General features: G+C 65.9%; 14 protein-coding genes. 6 read left to right on the top strand and 8 right to left on the bottom strand.

Going from position 1 to position 15,505, the window contains the following annotated elements:
* Nucleotides 1–9: 9 nt before the first annotated feature.
* The 4 genes from IQ16_RS26785 to IQ16_RS26800 are packed head-to-tail and all read right to left on the bottom strand — an operon-like array spanning nt 10 to nt 4,070.
* Nucleotides 10–1,182, bottom strand: coding sequence for an acyl-CoA dehydrogenase family protein (locus tag IQ16_RS26785; RefSeq protein WP_018640791.1), 1,173 nt, complete (start codon nt 1,180–1,182; stop codon nt 10–12).
* Nucleotides 1,176–1,973: an ABC transporter ATP-binding protein gene (locus IQ16_RS26790; protein ID WP_018640792.1), complete on the bottom strand. Its 798-nt coding sequence runs from the start codon at nt 1,971–1,973 to the stop codon at nt 1,176–1,178. Before IQ16_RS26790 ends, IQ16_RS26785 begins: the two co-directional genes overlap by 7 nt.
* On the bottom strand, nt 1,967–2,989 hold the full coding sequence (locus tag IQ16_RS26795) for an ABC transporter permease (protein WP_145831843.1): 1,023 nt from the start codon (nt 2,987–2,989) through the stop codon (nt 1,967–1,969). Before IQ16_RS26795 ends, IQ16_RS26790 begins: the two co-directional genes overlap by 7 nt.
* The gene (locus IQ16_RS26800) at nt 2,967–4,070 is read right to left on the bottom strand and encodes an ABC transporter substrate-binding protein (RefSeq protein ID WP_018640794.1); all 1,104 of its coding nucleotides are present in this window, start codon (nt 4,068–4,070) and stop codon (nt 2,967–2,969) included. The genes IQ16_RS26795 and IQ16_RS26800 overlap by 23 nt, the downstream gene beginning before the upstream one ends.
* A gap of 474 nt (nt 4,071–4,544) precedes the next feature.
* Here IQ16_RS26800 and IQ16_RS26805 point away from each other — a divergent pair, with 474 nt between their 5' ends.
* Entirely contained in the window at nt 4,545–5,525 is a 981-nt protein-coding gene (locus tag IQ16_RS26805) for an ABC transporter substrate-binding protein (protein WP_026311669.1), read from the top strand.
* Between the two features lie 126 nt (nt 5,526–5,651).
* On the opposite strand, the gene IQ16_RS26810 is transcribed toward IQ16_RS26805, so the two are convergent.
* Entirely contained in the window at nt 5,652–6,116 is a 465-nt protein-coding gene (locus IQ16_RS26810; RefSeq protein WP_018640797.1) for a hypothetical protein, read from the bottom strand.
* Nucleotides 6,117–6,442: 326 nt separating this feature from the next.
* On the opposite strand from IQ16_RS26810, the gene glgC reads away from it, so the two are divergent.
* From glgC to IQ16_RS26825, 3 genes are read left to right on the top strand one after another with little or no spacing between them, the layout of a single operon-like run.
* A complete protein-coding gene (glgC, locus tag IQ16_RS26815) occupies nt 6,443–7,705 on the top strand; it encodes a glucose-1-phosphate adenylyltransferase (RefSeq protein WP_018640798.1) in 1,263 nt (420 codons plus the stop codon).
* A complete protein-coding gene (gene glgA / locus IQ16_RS26820) occupies nt 7,702–9,156 on the top strand; it encodes a glycogen synthase GlgA (protein WP_018640799.1) in 1,455 nt (484 codons plus the stop codon). The genes glgC and glgA overlap by 4 nt, the downstream gene beginning before the upstream one ends.
* 33 nt (nt 9,157–9,189) lie before the next feature.
* The gene (locus IQ16_RS26825) at nt 9,190–9,450 is read left to right on the top strand and encodes a SemiSWEET transporter (protein WP_018640800.1); all 261 of its coding nucleotides are present in this window, start codon (nt 9,190–9,192) and stop codon (nt 9,448–9,450) included.
* 47 nt (nt 9,451–9,497) lie between these two features.
* On the opposite strand, the gene IQ16_RS26830 is transcribed toward IQ16_RS26825, so the two are convergent.
* Entirely contained in the window at nt 9,498–10,292 is a 795-nt protein-coding gene (locus IQ16_RS26830; RefSeq protein WP_018640801.1) for a DODA-type extradiol aromatic ring-opening family dioxygenase, read from the bottom strand.
* A gap of 158 nt (nt 10,293–10,450) precedes the next feature.
* Between IQ16_RS26830 and IQ16_RS26835 the strand changes: the two genes are divergently transcribed.
* Nucleotides 10,451–10,630, top strand: coding sequence for a hypothetical protein (locus IQ16_RS26835; RefSeq protein ID WP_018640802.1), 180 nt, complete (start codon nt 10,451–10,453; stop codon nt 10,628–10,630).
* Nucleotides 10,631–10,637: 7 nt separating this feature from the next.
* Here the strand turns inward: IQ16_RS26835 and IQ16_RS26840 are convergent, their stop codons facing one another.
* Both IQ16_RS26840 and IQ16_RS26850 read right to left on the bottom strand, forming a co-directional pair.
* Entirely contained in the window at nt 10,638–12,104 is a 1,467-nt protein-coding gene (locus IQ16_RS26840; protein WP_026311670.1) for a carboxylesterase/lipase family protein, read from the bottom strand.
* Between the two features lie 258 nt (nt 12,105–12,362).
* Nucleotides 12,363–12,611 carry a hypothetical protein gene (locus IQ16_RS26850; protein ID WP_018640804.1) on the bottom strand — a complete coding sequence of 83 codons (249 nt, stop codon included), beginning with the start codon at nt 12,609–12,611 and terminating at the stop codon, nt 12,363–12,365.
* A gap of 191 nt (nt 12,612–12,802) precedes the next feature.
* Here IQ16_RS26850 and IQ16_RS26855 point away from each other — a divergent pair, with 191 nt between their 5' ends.
* Nucleotides 12,803–15,493, top strand: a complete 2,691-nt coding sequence (locus IQ16_RS26855) for a flavin-containing monooxygenase (RefSeq protein ID WP_018640805.1) — start codon at nt 12,803–12,805, stop codon at nt 15,491–15,493.
* The last annotated feature ends 12 nt before the right edge of the window (nt 15,494–15,505 follow it).

Raw genomic sequence — 15,505 nt, forward strand, 5'->3', positions numbered from 1 at the left:
GCGGAAAAGCTAGAGGCCCAATGCGGCGCGGCCGAGGCCGATGCGGGTGGAATCGTCCTGCGGCGTGTGCACGCGCCCGCACAGCACGTCGCGATAGTGCCGCTCCAGCGGATTGCTGCGGGACAGGCCGTGATTGCCGGTGAGCGACAAGGCCTCCTCGACCACGGCCACGGCGTTGTTGGTGACGGTCAACTTGATGACGTTGGATTCGCCGGCGGACAGCTGGACCCCATCATCGAAGTCGCGGGCGAACGTCTCAATCAGCCGCGCATTGACCGCGAGCCGCGCCTCGATCGCGCCGAGGCTCTCCTGCGCGCGGGCCAAGGTCGCCAGCGGCGCGCCGAGGCTGGCGGGAACGCGCTGTCTCAGGAACGTGATCAGCCAGTCGCGCGCCGCGCGGGCGACACCGTCATAGATCGCGCCGACGAAGACCGTGTGGATGGTCGCCTGCGTGACGTCGGGGACCCGCCAGTCCGCCGGCTTGCGCACGTCGACTTCGGAATCCAGCGGGATCACCACATCGTCGAAGATGACGTCATGGCTGCCGCTGGCGCGCAGGCCATGGTGGTCCCAGGTCTCGACGATGCGCGTGCCCGGCAGGCCCGCGGGCACCAGGAACTGACCGACGCGGGGCTCGGCCTCGTCCGTTCGTGCCCAAACCAGGTACCATTTCAGGATTGGCGAGCCCGTCGAATAGATCTTATGGCCGGAAAGGCGCCAGCCGGTTTCGGTGCGCCGGGCGATCGTCGCCGGCAAGCCGCCGCGCGCGGGCGAGCCGAGCTCGGGCTCGACCCGGAGCGCGTTGACGAGCGCAAGGCCTTCGACGCTCTCGCGGGCGAGCTTGCGCGACAGCCGCGCCGGCCAGGTCGGGCTGCGCGCCATGACGAGATGATTGATGTAGTGCATCGACAGCACCAGCGCGGTCGACGGATCGGCCTTTCCGAGGATGCCGATGACGCGCGCGGCGTAGCGCGCGCCCGCGCCCGCGCCGCCATGGGCCACCGGCACCGTCAGCGACAGCAGGCCAGCTTCCGACAGTTCGCGAAAATTCTCGAACGGAAAACTGCCGGCGCGGTCGTGCTCGGCTGCGCGCGTGGCGAAGGTTTCGGCCAGCACCTCGGCGCGCGCGATGTAGTCGGGTTCGCTGTGAGCCGTGCGGCCCTTGGCTGCGGGCGTTACCATGTGGCGTCCAACCCCAGCAGACCAAGGATCTGGCGGCGCAGATCGGCGAGATACGGATCGCCGCGATGGCGCGGATAGGGACGGTCGACACGGATGTCGGCCTTCACGCGCGCGGGACGCTCGCTGAAGACGACGACGCGGTTGGCAAGCACGAGCGCCTCCTCGGCGTCATGTGTGACCAGGAGCGTGGTAAACCCCTTGCGCTGCCAGAGCGAGACGAGCTCGGCCTGCATGGTGATGCGGGTCAGCGAGTCCAGTTTTCCCAACGGCTCGTCGAGGATCAGGATTTTTGGATCGTTGACCAGCGCACGCGCCAGCGCGACGCGCTGCGCCATGCCGCCGGAGAGCTGGTGCGGATAGGCGTTGCGGAACGACGACAGCCCGACCAGATCAAGCGCATCATCGACGCGCTGCCGCTGGCTCCTAAGAATGCCCTGGGCCTCGAGGCCCAGGGCGACGTTGTCCCAGACCGACCGCCAGGGAAACAGCGTCGGATCCTGGAACACGACGACGCGCGAAGGATGGGGACGTCTGATGCGCTCCTCGTCCTCCCGCAACCTTCCCGCCTTGGGCTTGTCGAGCCCGGCAACGAGCCGCAGCAAAGTCGACTTGCCGCAGCCGGACGGCCCGAGCAGCGCGACGAATTCGCCCGGCTCGACCGAGATGCTGACATCGCTGAGCACCGGCAGCTCGGCGCCATCGATGTCGAAGGCATGGCTGATCTGCTCGATGTCGAGCGCGGCGCCGGCTGCCGGATGCGTGAGCGCCTTTGTGAGAGCTGTGGCTACCATTTGACGGTCCCCTTCTGCCAGACCAGCAGGCGATCGCGGATCGAAAACAGCAGCGTGATCGCACCGGAGCAGAGCAGCGACATCACGATCAGCGCCGCGTACATGTTGGCGTAGGCGGCCCAGCCCTGGGCCCATTGCAGGTACCAGCCGAGGCCGGCCTTGACGCCGATCATCTCGGCGACGACGAGCACGGCAAAGGACGAGCCGAGCCCCATGAACAGGCCGACGAAGACGTGCGGCAGTGCCGCGGGGATCGCGACTTTCAGCACCAGGAAGGACGGCTTTGCACCCAGCGTGCGCGCAACGTCGTAATAGGCGTTGCTGACGCTTGCGACGCCGGACCAGGTCAGCACGGTGACGGGAAAGCCCGTCGCCAGCGCGATCAGGAAGGTCGAGGCGCTCCAGCTCGACGGGAAGGTGAAGAAGGCGATCGGCAGCCACGCCGTCGCCGGCAGCGGGCCGATGAAGCGCAGCACCGGATGCACCCAATAGCCGACCGCACGCGACCAGCCGATCGAGACGCCGGTCAAAAAGCCGATCGTCGCGCCGATCAGATAGCCGCCGAGCTGGAGCTTGACTGAGGCAAAGACGCTGTCGAGCAGTTTTGGCAGATCGTCGGTATAGACCTCGATGATCGATTGCGGCGGCGGAAAGAACGGCAGAGGCAGCCAGGCGAATTTCGCGGTCGCAACTTCCCACACGGTCAGGAACGCGCCGAGCGCGACCAGCCAGGGCGCACGCTTGTGCAACGCCTGCCCCGCCGATCCCAGATAGTCGGCGCCGACGGTCCCGAACAATGCGATCGCCGCAATGATGAAGGCGGCAATGCCGAGCGAATGCGTGCGCGACCAGTCGCCGACGTCCTCCCACCACAGGCAGGACAGGCCGAAGGCGATCCAGGCGATGCTGGCGAGAACGCCGACGCCGGATTCCCGGATCCAGGTCGCGAGCAGCGGCGCGCGCGAGGTGCGCGGCGCGCCGGAGGCAAGGCCGTCAGACAGCGAATACGTCGACATAGATGCGCTCCGCGAATTTGGCGGTGTCGGTGCTCTGCTTGAACACCTGCACGCTCTTGAGATCGTCGGCATAGGCCTTGAGCTCGCGCTTGAGCACGTCGCCGACGGGATGATGATGATGGGTGTGGTAGCGCACCATGCCCTCGATATCGGCGAGCGATGCCGTCTTTGGCGCGTAAGGCTGGAACGACTTTGCCGTCACGGCCGGGTTCTGCGCGGTGAACATCGCCGCATCGAGCAGCGCCTGCGTGAGGGCACGCGCGACCTGCGGCTCCTCGCGCACCAGACTGCCGCGCAGGCCGAGGATGCAGCAGCTCTTGTCGCGATATTCGCCGTCGAGGTTGGAGGCGACTTCCTTGTACTGGCTGTCCTTGAGCCAGAGATAGCCGAGCGGATCGGACGACAGGAAGGCCTGCACCTCGCCCTTCTCCACGGCAACGTTGAGCAGATTGCCGGGATAGGCGCGCCAGTCGACATCCTTGTTCGGGTCGATCCCGAGCTTGGCGAGCTGGACGGAGAAGAAGTTCTTGTCGGGGCCGCCGAGGTCGCCGACCGCGACGATCTTGCCCTTGAGGTCGGCGAGCTTGCTCACGCCGGAATCAGTCCGAGTGAGGAAGCGCATGCAGCCGCCATGGGTGCCGGCGGCGATCTTGACATCAAAGCCCTGCTCCAGCGGCTTCAGCCAGCGCAGCGCCATGCCGAGGCCGGCATCGCTTTTTCCTGTCGCGATCGCCTCGAGCAGCTGGTCGGTCGAGCCGGAATAGTTGATGAGCTCGATGTCGAGATTGTGCTTCCGGAAAAAGCCGTGCTCGATGGCGACCGGCACCGGGGCGAGGCAGACCGCGCCGGCATTCCACGACAGTTTCAGCTTGCGCGGCGCGCCGGTGAGCGCGGGCGCGTCGGAGGCCGTGCGGCACAGCGGAAACTCCGAGAGGTCGACGCCGGGCGCGATGGCGCGCGGTGCAAAGGCCTGTGCCGCGCCAAAGGCGCCAAGCGGCGCGGCGAACGCCGCAGCCAACCCCGCCTGCAGCAAATGACGCCGATCAAGGCCCGATCCGCCGCGCTTGTTGTCGTTGTCCATCAGCCCCGCTCCTGAGTTGGCACGGCTCCGCCGTTCGCGCAGCACATTGCGTTGCGCATGTTCCGTACGGAGATGCGTTGAGAGAATATTTTTCGCCGGCGCTTCACACGCGGCTTTGATGCGATGCGCAAATCATGCGGCGCGGCCGCCGCATCGTCAATGAAATGGAATTTCGAATGTGGCGCGATGCGAAGTCATTCTCTCCATCTGCAAGTGCGGGAACGGTGAAACGATTTTCGCCGCCGCATCGCCTTGCAAAGTGGGCGGCGACTCCGCCGCCTGCTTCATCCGTGCGCGTCTTCCGCTGCGCACACTGCACGTTCTCGAAAGCAGCACTTCGCTGAAACGTCCTTGCCGATCACGCGCACAATACGGTTGGCCATTTCATTGACTGCGTATCCCGCGCTCATAGACTTGATCGTCCTGCTGCATCGTCCGCTCACGCATCGTGAGCGACGCAACAAGACGGATCCAATGAGCATCAACTCCCACGACCATTCCATCACCCGCCGCCTCGCGGCATCGCTGCTGGCCGCCGCCATCACCCTATCGACGGCGGCTGTATCGCTCGCCGCCGACACCGTCGTGCTGCGGGTCGGCGATCAGAAGGGCGGCAACCGCTCGCTGCTGGAAATCTCCGGCTACGCGAAGGACCTGCCTTACAAGATCGAATGGTCGGAATTCCCCGCGGCCGCGCCGATCCTCGAAGCGCTCAACGCCGGCGCACTCGATGTCGGCTACACCGGCGACCTCTCGTTCCTCTCGGTCTATGCGGCGGGCGCGCCGATCAAGGCGATCGGCGGCACGCGTTCGGACGCGAAGACGCAGGCGATCCTGGTGCGCCAGGATTCGCCGATCAAGTCGGCCGCCGACCTCAGGGGCAAGCGCCTCGCCGGCACGCGCGGCGGCTGGGGCCAGTTCCTGATCGACGCAACGCTGGAGAAGGCGCAGATCAAGCTGGAGGATGCGACCTTCGCGCCGCTCGGCCCCGTGGATGCCAAGATCGCGCTGGTCGCGGGCTCGATCGACGCCTGGGCGGTGTGGGAGCCCTATGTCTCGTTCGCGACGCTGAAGGACAAGGCGCGCGTGATCGCCGACGGCGAAGGCCTGACGCCGACCATCACCTTCATCGTCGCCTCCGACAACGCCATCGCCACCAAGCGCGCGGCGGTGCAGGACCTCGTGCAGCGCCTGAACAAGGCGCGGCTGTGGTCGCTCGACCATCTCGGTGAATACGCAAAGAACACGGCCGAGCTGACAAAACTGCCGGAGGACGTGCTGCTGTCGGCTTACACCGCGCAGCGCACCAGTCCGATCGTGATCGACGAGAACGTGGTGAAGGAAATCCAGGCCGCCTCGGATCGCTCGACGCGCTACGGCATCCTGCCGAAGCAGCTCGACGTCAGCAAAGCCGTGGACCGCAGCTTCACCGCCGCGGCCGCGGGATCAAACTAAACGGAGGCGGCGGGATGCACAGGCCTCGCCTCAAGGCCGGCCCGCTGCATCTCGCCGCGATCGTGCTCATGCATTTCGCCTGCATGAGCCTGATCGTGTGGCTCTCGCTCTAGCTCCGCGAGGCGCTCACCAATATCCGCGGTAATAGGGCCGGTAGTAGCCGTAGCGAGGGCCATAATACGGACGATAGGCCCGATAGCCATAATAGGGACGCGCGTAGTAGCCGCCATAGCCGTAGCCCGGTCCATAGCCGTAGCCGCCGTAATAGGCCGGCGCATAGCCATAGCCGTAGCCCGGATATCCATAGCCGCCGCCATAATACGGTCCGCCGCCGTAGTAGCCGTAGCCGTATGGCGCGCTGCTGGCGATGGCGCCGCCGATGATTGCGCCGGCCGCGAGGGCGCCGAAACCCAATCCCCAGCCGCCACCCCAGCCGCGGCCGCGCCAATAGACCTGCGCGACATCATCGCCGACTGCCGCTTTCATGGCCGCGACATTGGTCGGCAGCGGGGCTGCTGCGGCCTGCCCGATTTGGCCGACCATGACCGCGCCCGCCAGTGAACAGGCAATTGCCGTTGTCCAGATCCTCATCGTCTTGCTCCCTGTCTGACGTTTCGCTTGGAAAAAGGATCGCAGGCCTATGATCGGGCATCGTTGCGCCAAGTCAAAGCCTCGATTTTGCGTGCGGCGCACAAGAGAGCGGGTGCATGCCTCAATTATGGTCAAGCGGGATAGCGCCGATATGACTCCGATACGACGGCGCCCGGTCCCGGCGACCACGGCAAAGCATTAAGCTTCCCGCGCGTTCGCAACCAACAACCGTCTTCCTGATTTACTATTCGTACCGTTACTATCGGTTCCAATGGTGCGCGGCCGGGACGCATCCCGCGACGCGTCAGAGGTGTGGGGAGGATTGCATGAGTGCCGTGGGTAGTGAGCCGCTCGCGCGTCAGGCGCTGGCGTTCGTCCTGGCTGGTGGACGCGGCAGCCGCCTTTTGGAGCTGACCGATCGGCGCGCCAAGCCCGCGGTCTATTTCGGGGGCAAGTCCCGCATCATCGATTTCGCGCTGTCGAACGCGGTGAATTCCGGCATCCGCCGCATCGCGGTCGCCACCCAGTACAAGGCGCACAGCCTGATCCGCCATCTCCAGATGGGCTGGAATTTCTTCCGCCCCGAGCGCAACGAGAGCTTCGACATCCTGCCCGCGAGCCAGCGCGTCTCCGAGAACATGTGGTATGTCGGCACGGCGGATGCGATCTACCAGAACATCGACATCATCGAGTCGCACGCATGCCGCTTCATCGTCGTGCTGGCCGGCGACCATATCTATAAAATGGACTACGAGGTGATGCTGCGCCAGCATGTCGAGAGCGGCGCCGACGTCACCGTCGGCTGCCTGGAGATGCCGCGCACCGAATCCTCGGGCTTCGGCATCATGCATATCGACGAGAACGGCTGGATCCAGCAATTCCTGGAGAAGCCGAAAGATCCCCCGCCGATGCCGGGCAAGCCGGACGTCTCGCTCGCCAGCATGGGCATCTATGTCTTCAACGCGAAGTTCCTGTTCGACGAGCTCAAGCGCGACGCCGAAGACCCGAACTCGAACCACGATTTCGGCAAGGACATCATTCCCTATATCGTCAAGAACGGCCGCGCCATCGCACACCAGTTCTCGACCTCGTGCGTCCGCTCCGGCAGCCACAACGGCGCCTATTGGCGCGACGTCGGCACGGTCGACGCCTATTGGGCCGCCAACATCGACCTCACCGACGTGGTGCCGGAGCTCGACCTGTTCGACCGCGCCTGGCCGATCTGGTCCTATGCGGAGATCACCCCGCCGGCGAAATTCGTCCATGACGAGGAAAGCCGGCGCGGCCAGGCGGTGAGCTCGCTGGTCTCCGGCGGCTGCATCATCTCCGGCGCCTCGCTGCGCCGCTCGCTGCTGTTCACCGGCGTGCGCATCAATTCCTATGCCAATGTCGAGAACGCCGTGATCATGCCTTACGTGAATGTCGGACGCGGCGCGCGGCTCAAGAATGTCGTGATCGACCGCGGCGTCGAGATCCCCGAGGGCCTCGTCGTCGGCGAGGATCCCGATATCGACGCCAAGCGCTTCCGCACCACCGAGCAGGGCATCTCGCTGATCACCCAGCCGATGATCGACAGGCTCAATACATGACGCCTGTTCGCGTCCTCGCGGTCGCCTCTGAAGTCTACCCCATCGTCAAGACCGGCGGCCTCGCGGATGTCGCCGGCGCGCTGCCGCTTGCGCTGAAGGCGCACGGCGTCGAGATGCGCACCCTCATGCCGGGCTATCCCGACGTGATGCGTCTGATGTCCGATGCAGAGGAAGTCCGGCGCTGGCCGGATTATTTCGGCGGGCCGGGACGGCTGCTCGCCGGCTCCCATGACGGGCTCGACCTGTTCGTGCTCGACGCGCCGCATCTCTATGCGCGGCCGGGCAATCCTTACGTCACCGCCGAGGGGGTCGACTGGCCGGACAACGGCGTGCGCTTCGCGGCGCTGTCGCGCGTGGCGGCCGATATCGGCCACGGCCTCGTTCCGGCGTTCGTGCCTGACGTCGTGCACGCCCATGACTGGCAGGCGGGGCTCGCACCGGCCTATCTGCACTATGACAATCGCCCGCGGCCCGGCACCGTGATGACGATCCACAACATGGCCTATCAGGGCAAGTTCGCGCGCGAGCTGATCGGTGCGATCGGCCTGCCGTGGAGCTCCTTCGACGTCAACGGCCTGGAATATTTCGGCGGCATCAGCTTTCTCAAGGCCGGCCTGCAATTCGCCGACCGCATCACCACGGTGTCGCCGACCTATGCCCAGGAAATCCAGAGTGACGAGGGCGGCATGGGGCTCGGCGGACTGTTGCGCGCACGCGCGGGCGCATTGAGCGGCATCCTCAACGGCATCGACACCGAGGTGTGGAATCCGCAAACCGACGCGCACATCGCCTATCGCTTCGGCGCGGAGGACCTGACGTTCCGGGCCGCGAACAAGGCGGTGCTGCAGCAGCAATTCAATCTCGATTCCTCGGATGAAGCACCGCTGCTCGGCGTCATCAGCCGGCTGTCCTGGCAGAAGGGGCTCGATCTGCTGCTCGAGGCCATTCCGACCATTTTGCGCGAAGGCATGCAGCTCGCGCTGCTCGGCAGCGGCGATCGCGATCTCCAGGAGCGCTACCAGGCCGCCGCCCGCGCCAATCCCGGCCGGATCGGCGTCGTGATCGGCTATGACGAGATTTTGGCGCATCTGATCCAGGCCGGCTCGGACGCGCTTCTGGTGCCGTCGCGCTTCGAGCCATGCGGCCTGACCCAGCTTTGCGCGCTGCGCTATGGCGCGGTGCCGATCGTGTCGCGCGTCGGCGGCCTCGAGGATACCATCGTCGATATCGGCGAGGCCGACGCATCGGGGCGCGATGCGACCGGCTTCAAGTTCAGCCCGGTGACGGCGGATGCCTTCGCCGGCACGCTGCGCAAGGCCAACACCGCCTTCCATGACAAGCTGACCTGGCGGCGGCTGCAGCGAAGCGGCCTCGCGACCGACGTCTCCTGGCGCAACCGCGCCGGCGACTATGCTGCGCTGTATCGCGATCTCATGGCGGCCCGCGCTTGAGGCATGACGTCGAATCCATGCTATAGAGCGCGCATGGACCCGCTATTGATCAAGCTGATCGGCTTTGCCGCCGCAACCTGCACCACCGTGGCCTACGCACCGCAAGCCATCAAGGTGTGGAAGACCCGCTCCACCGGCGACATCTCGCTCGGCATGTTCCTGGTCATGGTGCTGGGCCTCGCGCTCTGGCTGATCTACGGCCTGCTCTCGGGCGATGGCCCGCTGATCGCCTCGAACGCCGTCACCATGCTGCTCGCCGGCGGCATCCTGGTGATGAAGCTGCGATACGGGTGAGGCTTTCTTCGCCTCTCCCCGCGTGCGGGGAGAGGGAGAAGAGATCATCATCCAAACATATACGACGCCATCGCGACGCTCGCGACCTCGTCGACGAAGACCCGCTTGCCGACATCCTTGCCCGCAGCTCCGGCGGCGACCATCAGCGGCAGCAGATGGTCCTCGCGCGGATGCGCAAGCCGTGCGCTCGGCGCGTTCTCCCAGTCGACCAGCATCGCATTGCGGCGCGCCGCATCGGGGTTGCTGATCGCCTCGTTCAGATAGGCCTCGAAATCATACGAGACCGGCTTCGACTCCGGCCGGTTGAAGCCGCGCATGTTGTGATAGGTGAGCCCGCTGCCGACGATCAAGATGCCTTCGTCGCGCAGCGAGGCGATCGCCTCCCCGACCTTGATGTGCTCGGCCGCATCGTAGCTCGACTTCAGCGACAAGAGCACGATCGGCATGTCGGCATTCGGATACATCAGGCCGAGCGGGACGAAGGTGCCGTGGTCAAAACCCTGATTGGGATCTTCCCGGCAATCGACGCCCGCGTGCTTGAGCAGCGCCCTCACCTCGACGGCAAGCTCCGGCTTGCCCGGCGCGGGATATTTGAGGTGATAGGTATGCTCGGGGAAACCGTAATAGTCGTACACCATCGGCGGATGCGCCGAGGTCGAGACGGTGAAGGCGTCAGCCTCCCAATGCCCGGTGATGACGAGCACGGCTTTCGGTCTTTGCGGGAGAAGCTGCGGCAGCCGGCCGAACTCCTCGGCGGTCCTGGCATATTGCACCCGCCGGTCCTCCATGAAGGGCCAGGGGCCGCCGCCATGCGACAGGAAGAGGGTCGGAAATCGCGTCATGGGTAAAGGCTCGGCTCAAGGACAACATACGCGCGTAGCGGTCCTACGCGACCGGCGGCGAGCATAGGCAAAGCGGTATGGTTAGCAAGTCGTTAACGATTCCTCTTCCAAAATCCCCGTCGTGGCCGAAGGAGTCGGCCAGAAGACGAGGACGTGAGATGAGGAAGTTTTCGCTGGGGGACGTCGTCAACAGTGACAAGGGCCGCCGCGGCGTCGTTCGCGCCGCCTTCAAGTCGCGGGAAGGCCAGCAGTTCTATGCCGTCGAGAAGGACGGCGCGATGGACTATCTCGAGGAAGACCGGCTGAGCCCGGCCCCGCGCGTCGAGCTCGCTGCTTAAGTCCAACTCATTTCTTGCTCTCATCTGCAAGCCGGTCGAGGCGCTCCGCGAAGGGATCGTCTCCGCTCGCAATGTGATCGTTCGCGATCAGCAGCAGACGATCGCTGCCCGCCGCCGCGTCCCAACGCGGCAGGTCCGGGCCATTGGGATCGCCGCTTTTTGCAAAATTGATCCAGTAGCCGCGCACGCGGCTTGCGACCTCGCGATCACGCCGCGACAGGATGCCAGCACCGGGGACGCCTTCCGCGCCGAAGATGAATTGCAACTCGCGTCCGTGGCCGCCCTCGGGATTGGCGCGTCGGGCCTCCGGCACATAGGCGAAGCGATAGCGGTAGGTTGGCGCGCCGATCGCGGCATGCAGGCGCGCGAGCAGCCGCACCGGTTCGGAGAAGACCTTGTCGGTGTAGAACCGCGCTGCAAGGTCCGAAGGCCTGGTGAGGTCGGGATAGAGTTGTTCGGGCGCCGCACCTGACGATGCCATCGCCTCCGCGATCTCAGGCTCACTGTCGAAGCCGGTCTCGTCATCGTTGGAGCCGACGATCAGGGGAATGCGGCTTTGATGTCCGGCCGCAAAGCCTGCGGCGATATCTTCCGTCACGAGGCTTCCATCGATCGCCGGCGCGAAGCCGTGCGGGGATTTCGCCAGCAGCTTGCTTTCGGCGGCAAGCAGCCGCGCAGCCGCGATCGTGCGCAGGTCGGCACCATCCTGCCCGAGCGTCGCGACGAATTGCAGGCCCCAGGCCTCCGCCTCCTGCCGTGAGCGCAGGCGCACACGGCCGGGCAGCGATTGCAGGATGGCTTTCTCAAAAAGCTCACGCGCCTCGCCGCACAGCATCAACAGCGCGATCGATGTCGCCCCCGCGCCACTGCCGAACAGCGTGACGTTGCGCGCATCGCCGCCGAATGCCGCGATGTTGTCGTGAACCCAATGCAGCGCCGCGATCTGGTCCATCAACCCGTAATTTCCGGATCCGCCTTCGGACAAGGCAGGATGCGTGAGCCAGCCGAGCACGCCCAAGCGATAGTTCACGGTGACCACGATGAGCCCGGCCTGCGCGAGCCTCGCGCCGTCGAACAGCGGATCGTTGGCGGTGCCGCTGACGAAGCCGCCGTCATGGATGAACACCATCACCGGCAGCGGGCCGTCGACGCCGAACGGACGAAACACGTTGAGCGTGAGACAATCCTCGCGCGCACCGGACAGCGACGGTTGAAGGCACGGCGCAGCGTATTCATAGGCCGTGCGCATTTCCGAGCTTTCAGGCGTGACCTGCGGCGGCCGCCAGCGCAGCGGCCCGACCGGCGCGGCTGCATAAGCCAGTCCCTTGAAGAAGGCCACCTCGCCTTCGACGCCGCCGAGCATCTGGCCTTCGCGCGTCAGCGCAAACGGAAACTGCCCGACCGGCTGGGCCACGGCCGGGCCGGCAAGGCAAAGACATGCGGAAGCCGTAACGAGCGCAAGCAGGGATCGCATCTTGGGGATCTCGATGCGCGGAAGATTTCCTGGAAGGTTACGTCTGCGGTACGCGAAGAGGCAAGCCGCGTCTTACCTCTCCCCGCTTGCGGGGAGAGGTCGGATTGCATCGAAGATGCAATCCGGGTGAGGGGGTACAGGTCCCTCGATAATCTCCTCGTGCGGAGAGACGCCCCTCACCCCAACCCTCTCCCCGTAAGAACGGGGCGAGGGAGCGCACCGGCGGTGCGGCCAAACTGCAACTCAACCAGTGCGCAGCTAACCGCCCTTGGCCAAAATCTCCGCCAGTGCCCGTCGCGCGATGATGCCGAGCTCACCGAGGGTGGAGTGTCCCGCCTGCGCCGCCTCGATCAGGCGCTCGGCGATGAACCTGCGGCTGTCGTGATCGCCGCCGTGCGGCAATTGGCGACACGTCTGCTCCAGGACGACGTCCATGTTGGCTTTGGTCCGCTCACTCAACTCTGTCATGACGCCCGGCCGGCACGCGTGGCTTGTAACCGCAAGCATACACAGAGGGATCAGGCATGATTAGCCCGGACAATCACGGCCATTGTGCATCGCGATGCGTGCAATGGAGCAGCGTTCGCGCCGCTTTGGTGCCATCGAAAACGACTACCGAGGATTGCACTTGGTCTGATGACAAGCCGGGCCTGCAGGACTAGCCTGCCGGCAAAACAAAACGCACGGGAGGAAATGCCATGCCGGAAGCAATGGTTGCTGCGCGTGAGTCCAAAGCGGCGAATGGAACAACCCAGCAAGTCGACGTCGCCGTGGTCGGCGCCGGGTTTGCCGGCCTCTATCTGCTCCATCGCCTGCGCAAGGCGGGATTCACAACCGTTGCCCTCGAAGAGGCCGGCGATGTCGGCGGAACCTGGTACTGGAACCGCTATCCCGGCGCGCGCTGCGATATCCAGACCATCGACTACAGCTACACCTTCGATCCCGACCTCGAGGCGGCCTGGACCTGGTCGGAGAAATACGCGACCCAGCCGGAGATCCTGCGCTATCTCGGCTTCGTCGCCGACCGCTATGATCTCCGCCGCGACATCCGCTTCAGGACCAAGGTCACCGAAGCCAAATGGGACGAGGCCGCCCAGCGCTGGCAGCTCACCACCGACAATGGCGCGCCTGTTTCCTGCCGCCATTACATCATGGCCACCGGCTGCCTCTCCGCGCCGAAGCCGCCGGAGATCGACGGCGTCAAGGATTTCAAGGGCGAGGTCTATTTCACCGGACGCTGGCCGCATGACGGCGTCGATCTCGCGGGCAAGCGCGTCGCCGTGATCGGCACGGGATCGTCCGCCATCCAGTCGATCCCACTGATCGCCGAGCAGGCCACGCACCTGACCGTGTTCCAGCGCACGCCGAATTTCGCGCTGCCGGCGCACAACGGCCCCGCTCCCTCCGACCGCATGAGCCTGCTGCAGGGCGATCGCGCGACCTATCGCGAGCAGGCGCGCCAGTCGATGGCGGGCGTGCCCTATCCGCAGCAGACCGTCGTGAGCTGGCAATTGAGCGATGCCGAGCGTCGCGAGCGGTTCGAACGTGCCTGGGCGGCCGGCGACCTCGTCCACATCCTGACGCAGCTCTGGGCCGACCAGGCTGTCGATGTCGACGGCAACAAGATCGTCCAGGACCTGATCCGCGAGAAGATCCGCGCGGCCGTGAGGGATCCCGAGACGGCCGCGGCGCTCACACCGCATGACCATCCCTTCGGCGCCAAGCGTCCCTGTCTCGACACCAACTATTACGCCACCTACAACCGGCCGAACGTCACGCTGGTCAATCTGCGCCAGGAGCCGATCAAGGCGATCACCGCGAGCGGCATTTTCACGAACGGCCGCAGCTTCGACCTCGACGTCATCGTGTTCGCGACCGGCTTCGACGCCATGACCGGCGCGATCCGCGCCGTGCATCCGATCACCGGGCGCGGCGGCAAGTCGCTCACCGACGTCTGGGCGCAGGGACCGCAGACTTATCTCGGGCTCACGGTCGAGGGCTTTCCGAACTTCTTCATGATCACCGGCCCCGGCAGCCCGTCGGTGCTGTCGAACATGGCGGTGTCGATCGAGCAGCATGTCGATTGGGTCGTCGACCGGCTGGCCGCATTGCGCGCCGCCGGCTTCACCACGATGGAGCCGACCGAGACGGCGCAGGCGGGCTGGGGCCGGCACATGGCCGACTGCTCGACGCTGACGCTGCACCGGCTCGCCAACACCTGGTACACGGGCGCCAACGTGCCCGGCAAGGTGCAGGGCCTGATGCCCTATACCGGCGGCGTCGGCCCCTATCGCAGCATCTGCGACGAGGTGGTCAGCCGCGGCATGCTCGGCTTCAGGCTCACCGGGCCCAACGGCGCCGCGCAATGCAATGACGGCGAGGTGGTGCGGCTGCAACCGGACGTGCGGCTGGTGCTGAACCTGCTGGCAACGCTCAACCTGCCGCCGATCGAGTCGATGGGCGCAGCAGGCGCGCGCGCCTTCGTCAACCAGTTCAACAAGGGCCGTCCCGCCGGACGGCCGATCGGCGAGATCGTCGACGGCACCCTGCCCGGTGCCGCCGGCCCGCTGCCCTATCGTGTCTTCAAGCCAGCAACGCCTGGCCCGCATCCGGTCGTGGTCTATTTCCACGGCGGCGGCTGGGTGCTCGGCGACGAGCAGTCGGACGAGCCGTTCTGCCGCGACATGGTGCGCAGGGCCGGCATGATGTTCGTCAGCGTCGGCTATCGCCACGCGCCGGAGCATCGTTTCCCGGCCGCGGCCGAAGACGGCTATGCGGCGACGCGCTGGATCGCCGAGCACGCCGCCGAGCTCGGCGGCAGTCCGGGCCCGGTGCTAGTCGCCGGCTGGAGCGCGGGCGGCAACATCGCCGCCGTCACCTGCCAGCTCGCGCGCGACCGTGGCGGTCCTGACATCGCCGGCCAGCTTCTGATCTGTCCGGTCACCGACTGCAGCTTCGATCGTCCCTCCTACAACGACAATGCGACCGGCTATTTCCTGACGCGCTCGCTGATGGACTGGTTCTGGGACATCTACTGCTCACCGGCCGACCGCACCGATCCGCGCGTCTCGCCGCTGCGCGGCAAGGTCGCGGGCCTGCCGCCGGCCTTCGTCGTCACCTGCGAGTTCGATCCCCTGCGTGACGAAGGCATCGCCTATGCCGAGGCGATGCAGGCTGCCGGTGTCCCGGTCGAGCAACTCAAGGCGCGCGGCCATTTCCACTCGTCCTTCACGATGGTGGACGTGGTGATCACGGGCGCGCCCGGCCGGATGCAGATGGCCGAAGCCCTGCGGCGCTTCGCCGGACTGCCGCCGGAGGTCAATCGCGGCGATGAGAACAGCCACGGTCACACCAGCCCGGGGCATAAAATCGCGGCGGCTGCGAGCTGAGGAGCGCGGGAA

Origin of the sequence: Bradyrhizobium huanghuaihaiense (genome assembly GCF_007830635.1) — a bacterium.
GTDB lineage: Bacteria > Pseudomonadota > Alphaproteobacteria > Rhizobiales > Xanthobacteraceae > Bradyrhizobium > Bradyrhizobium huanghuaihaiense.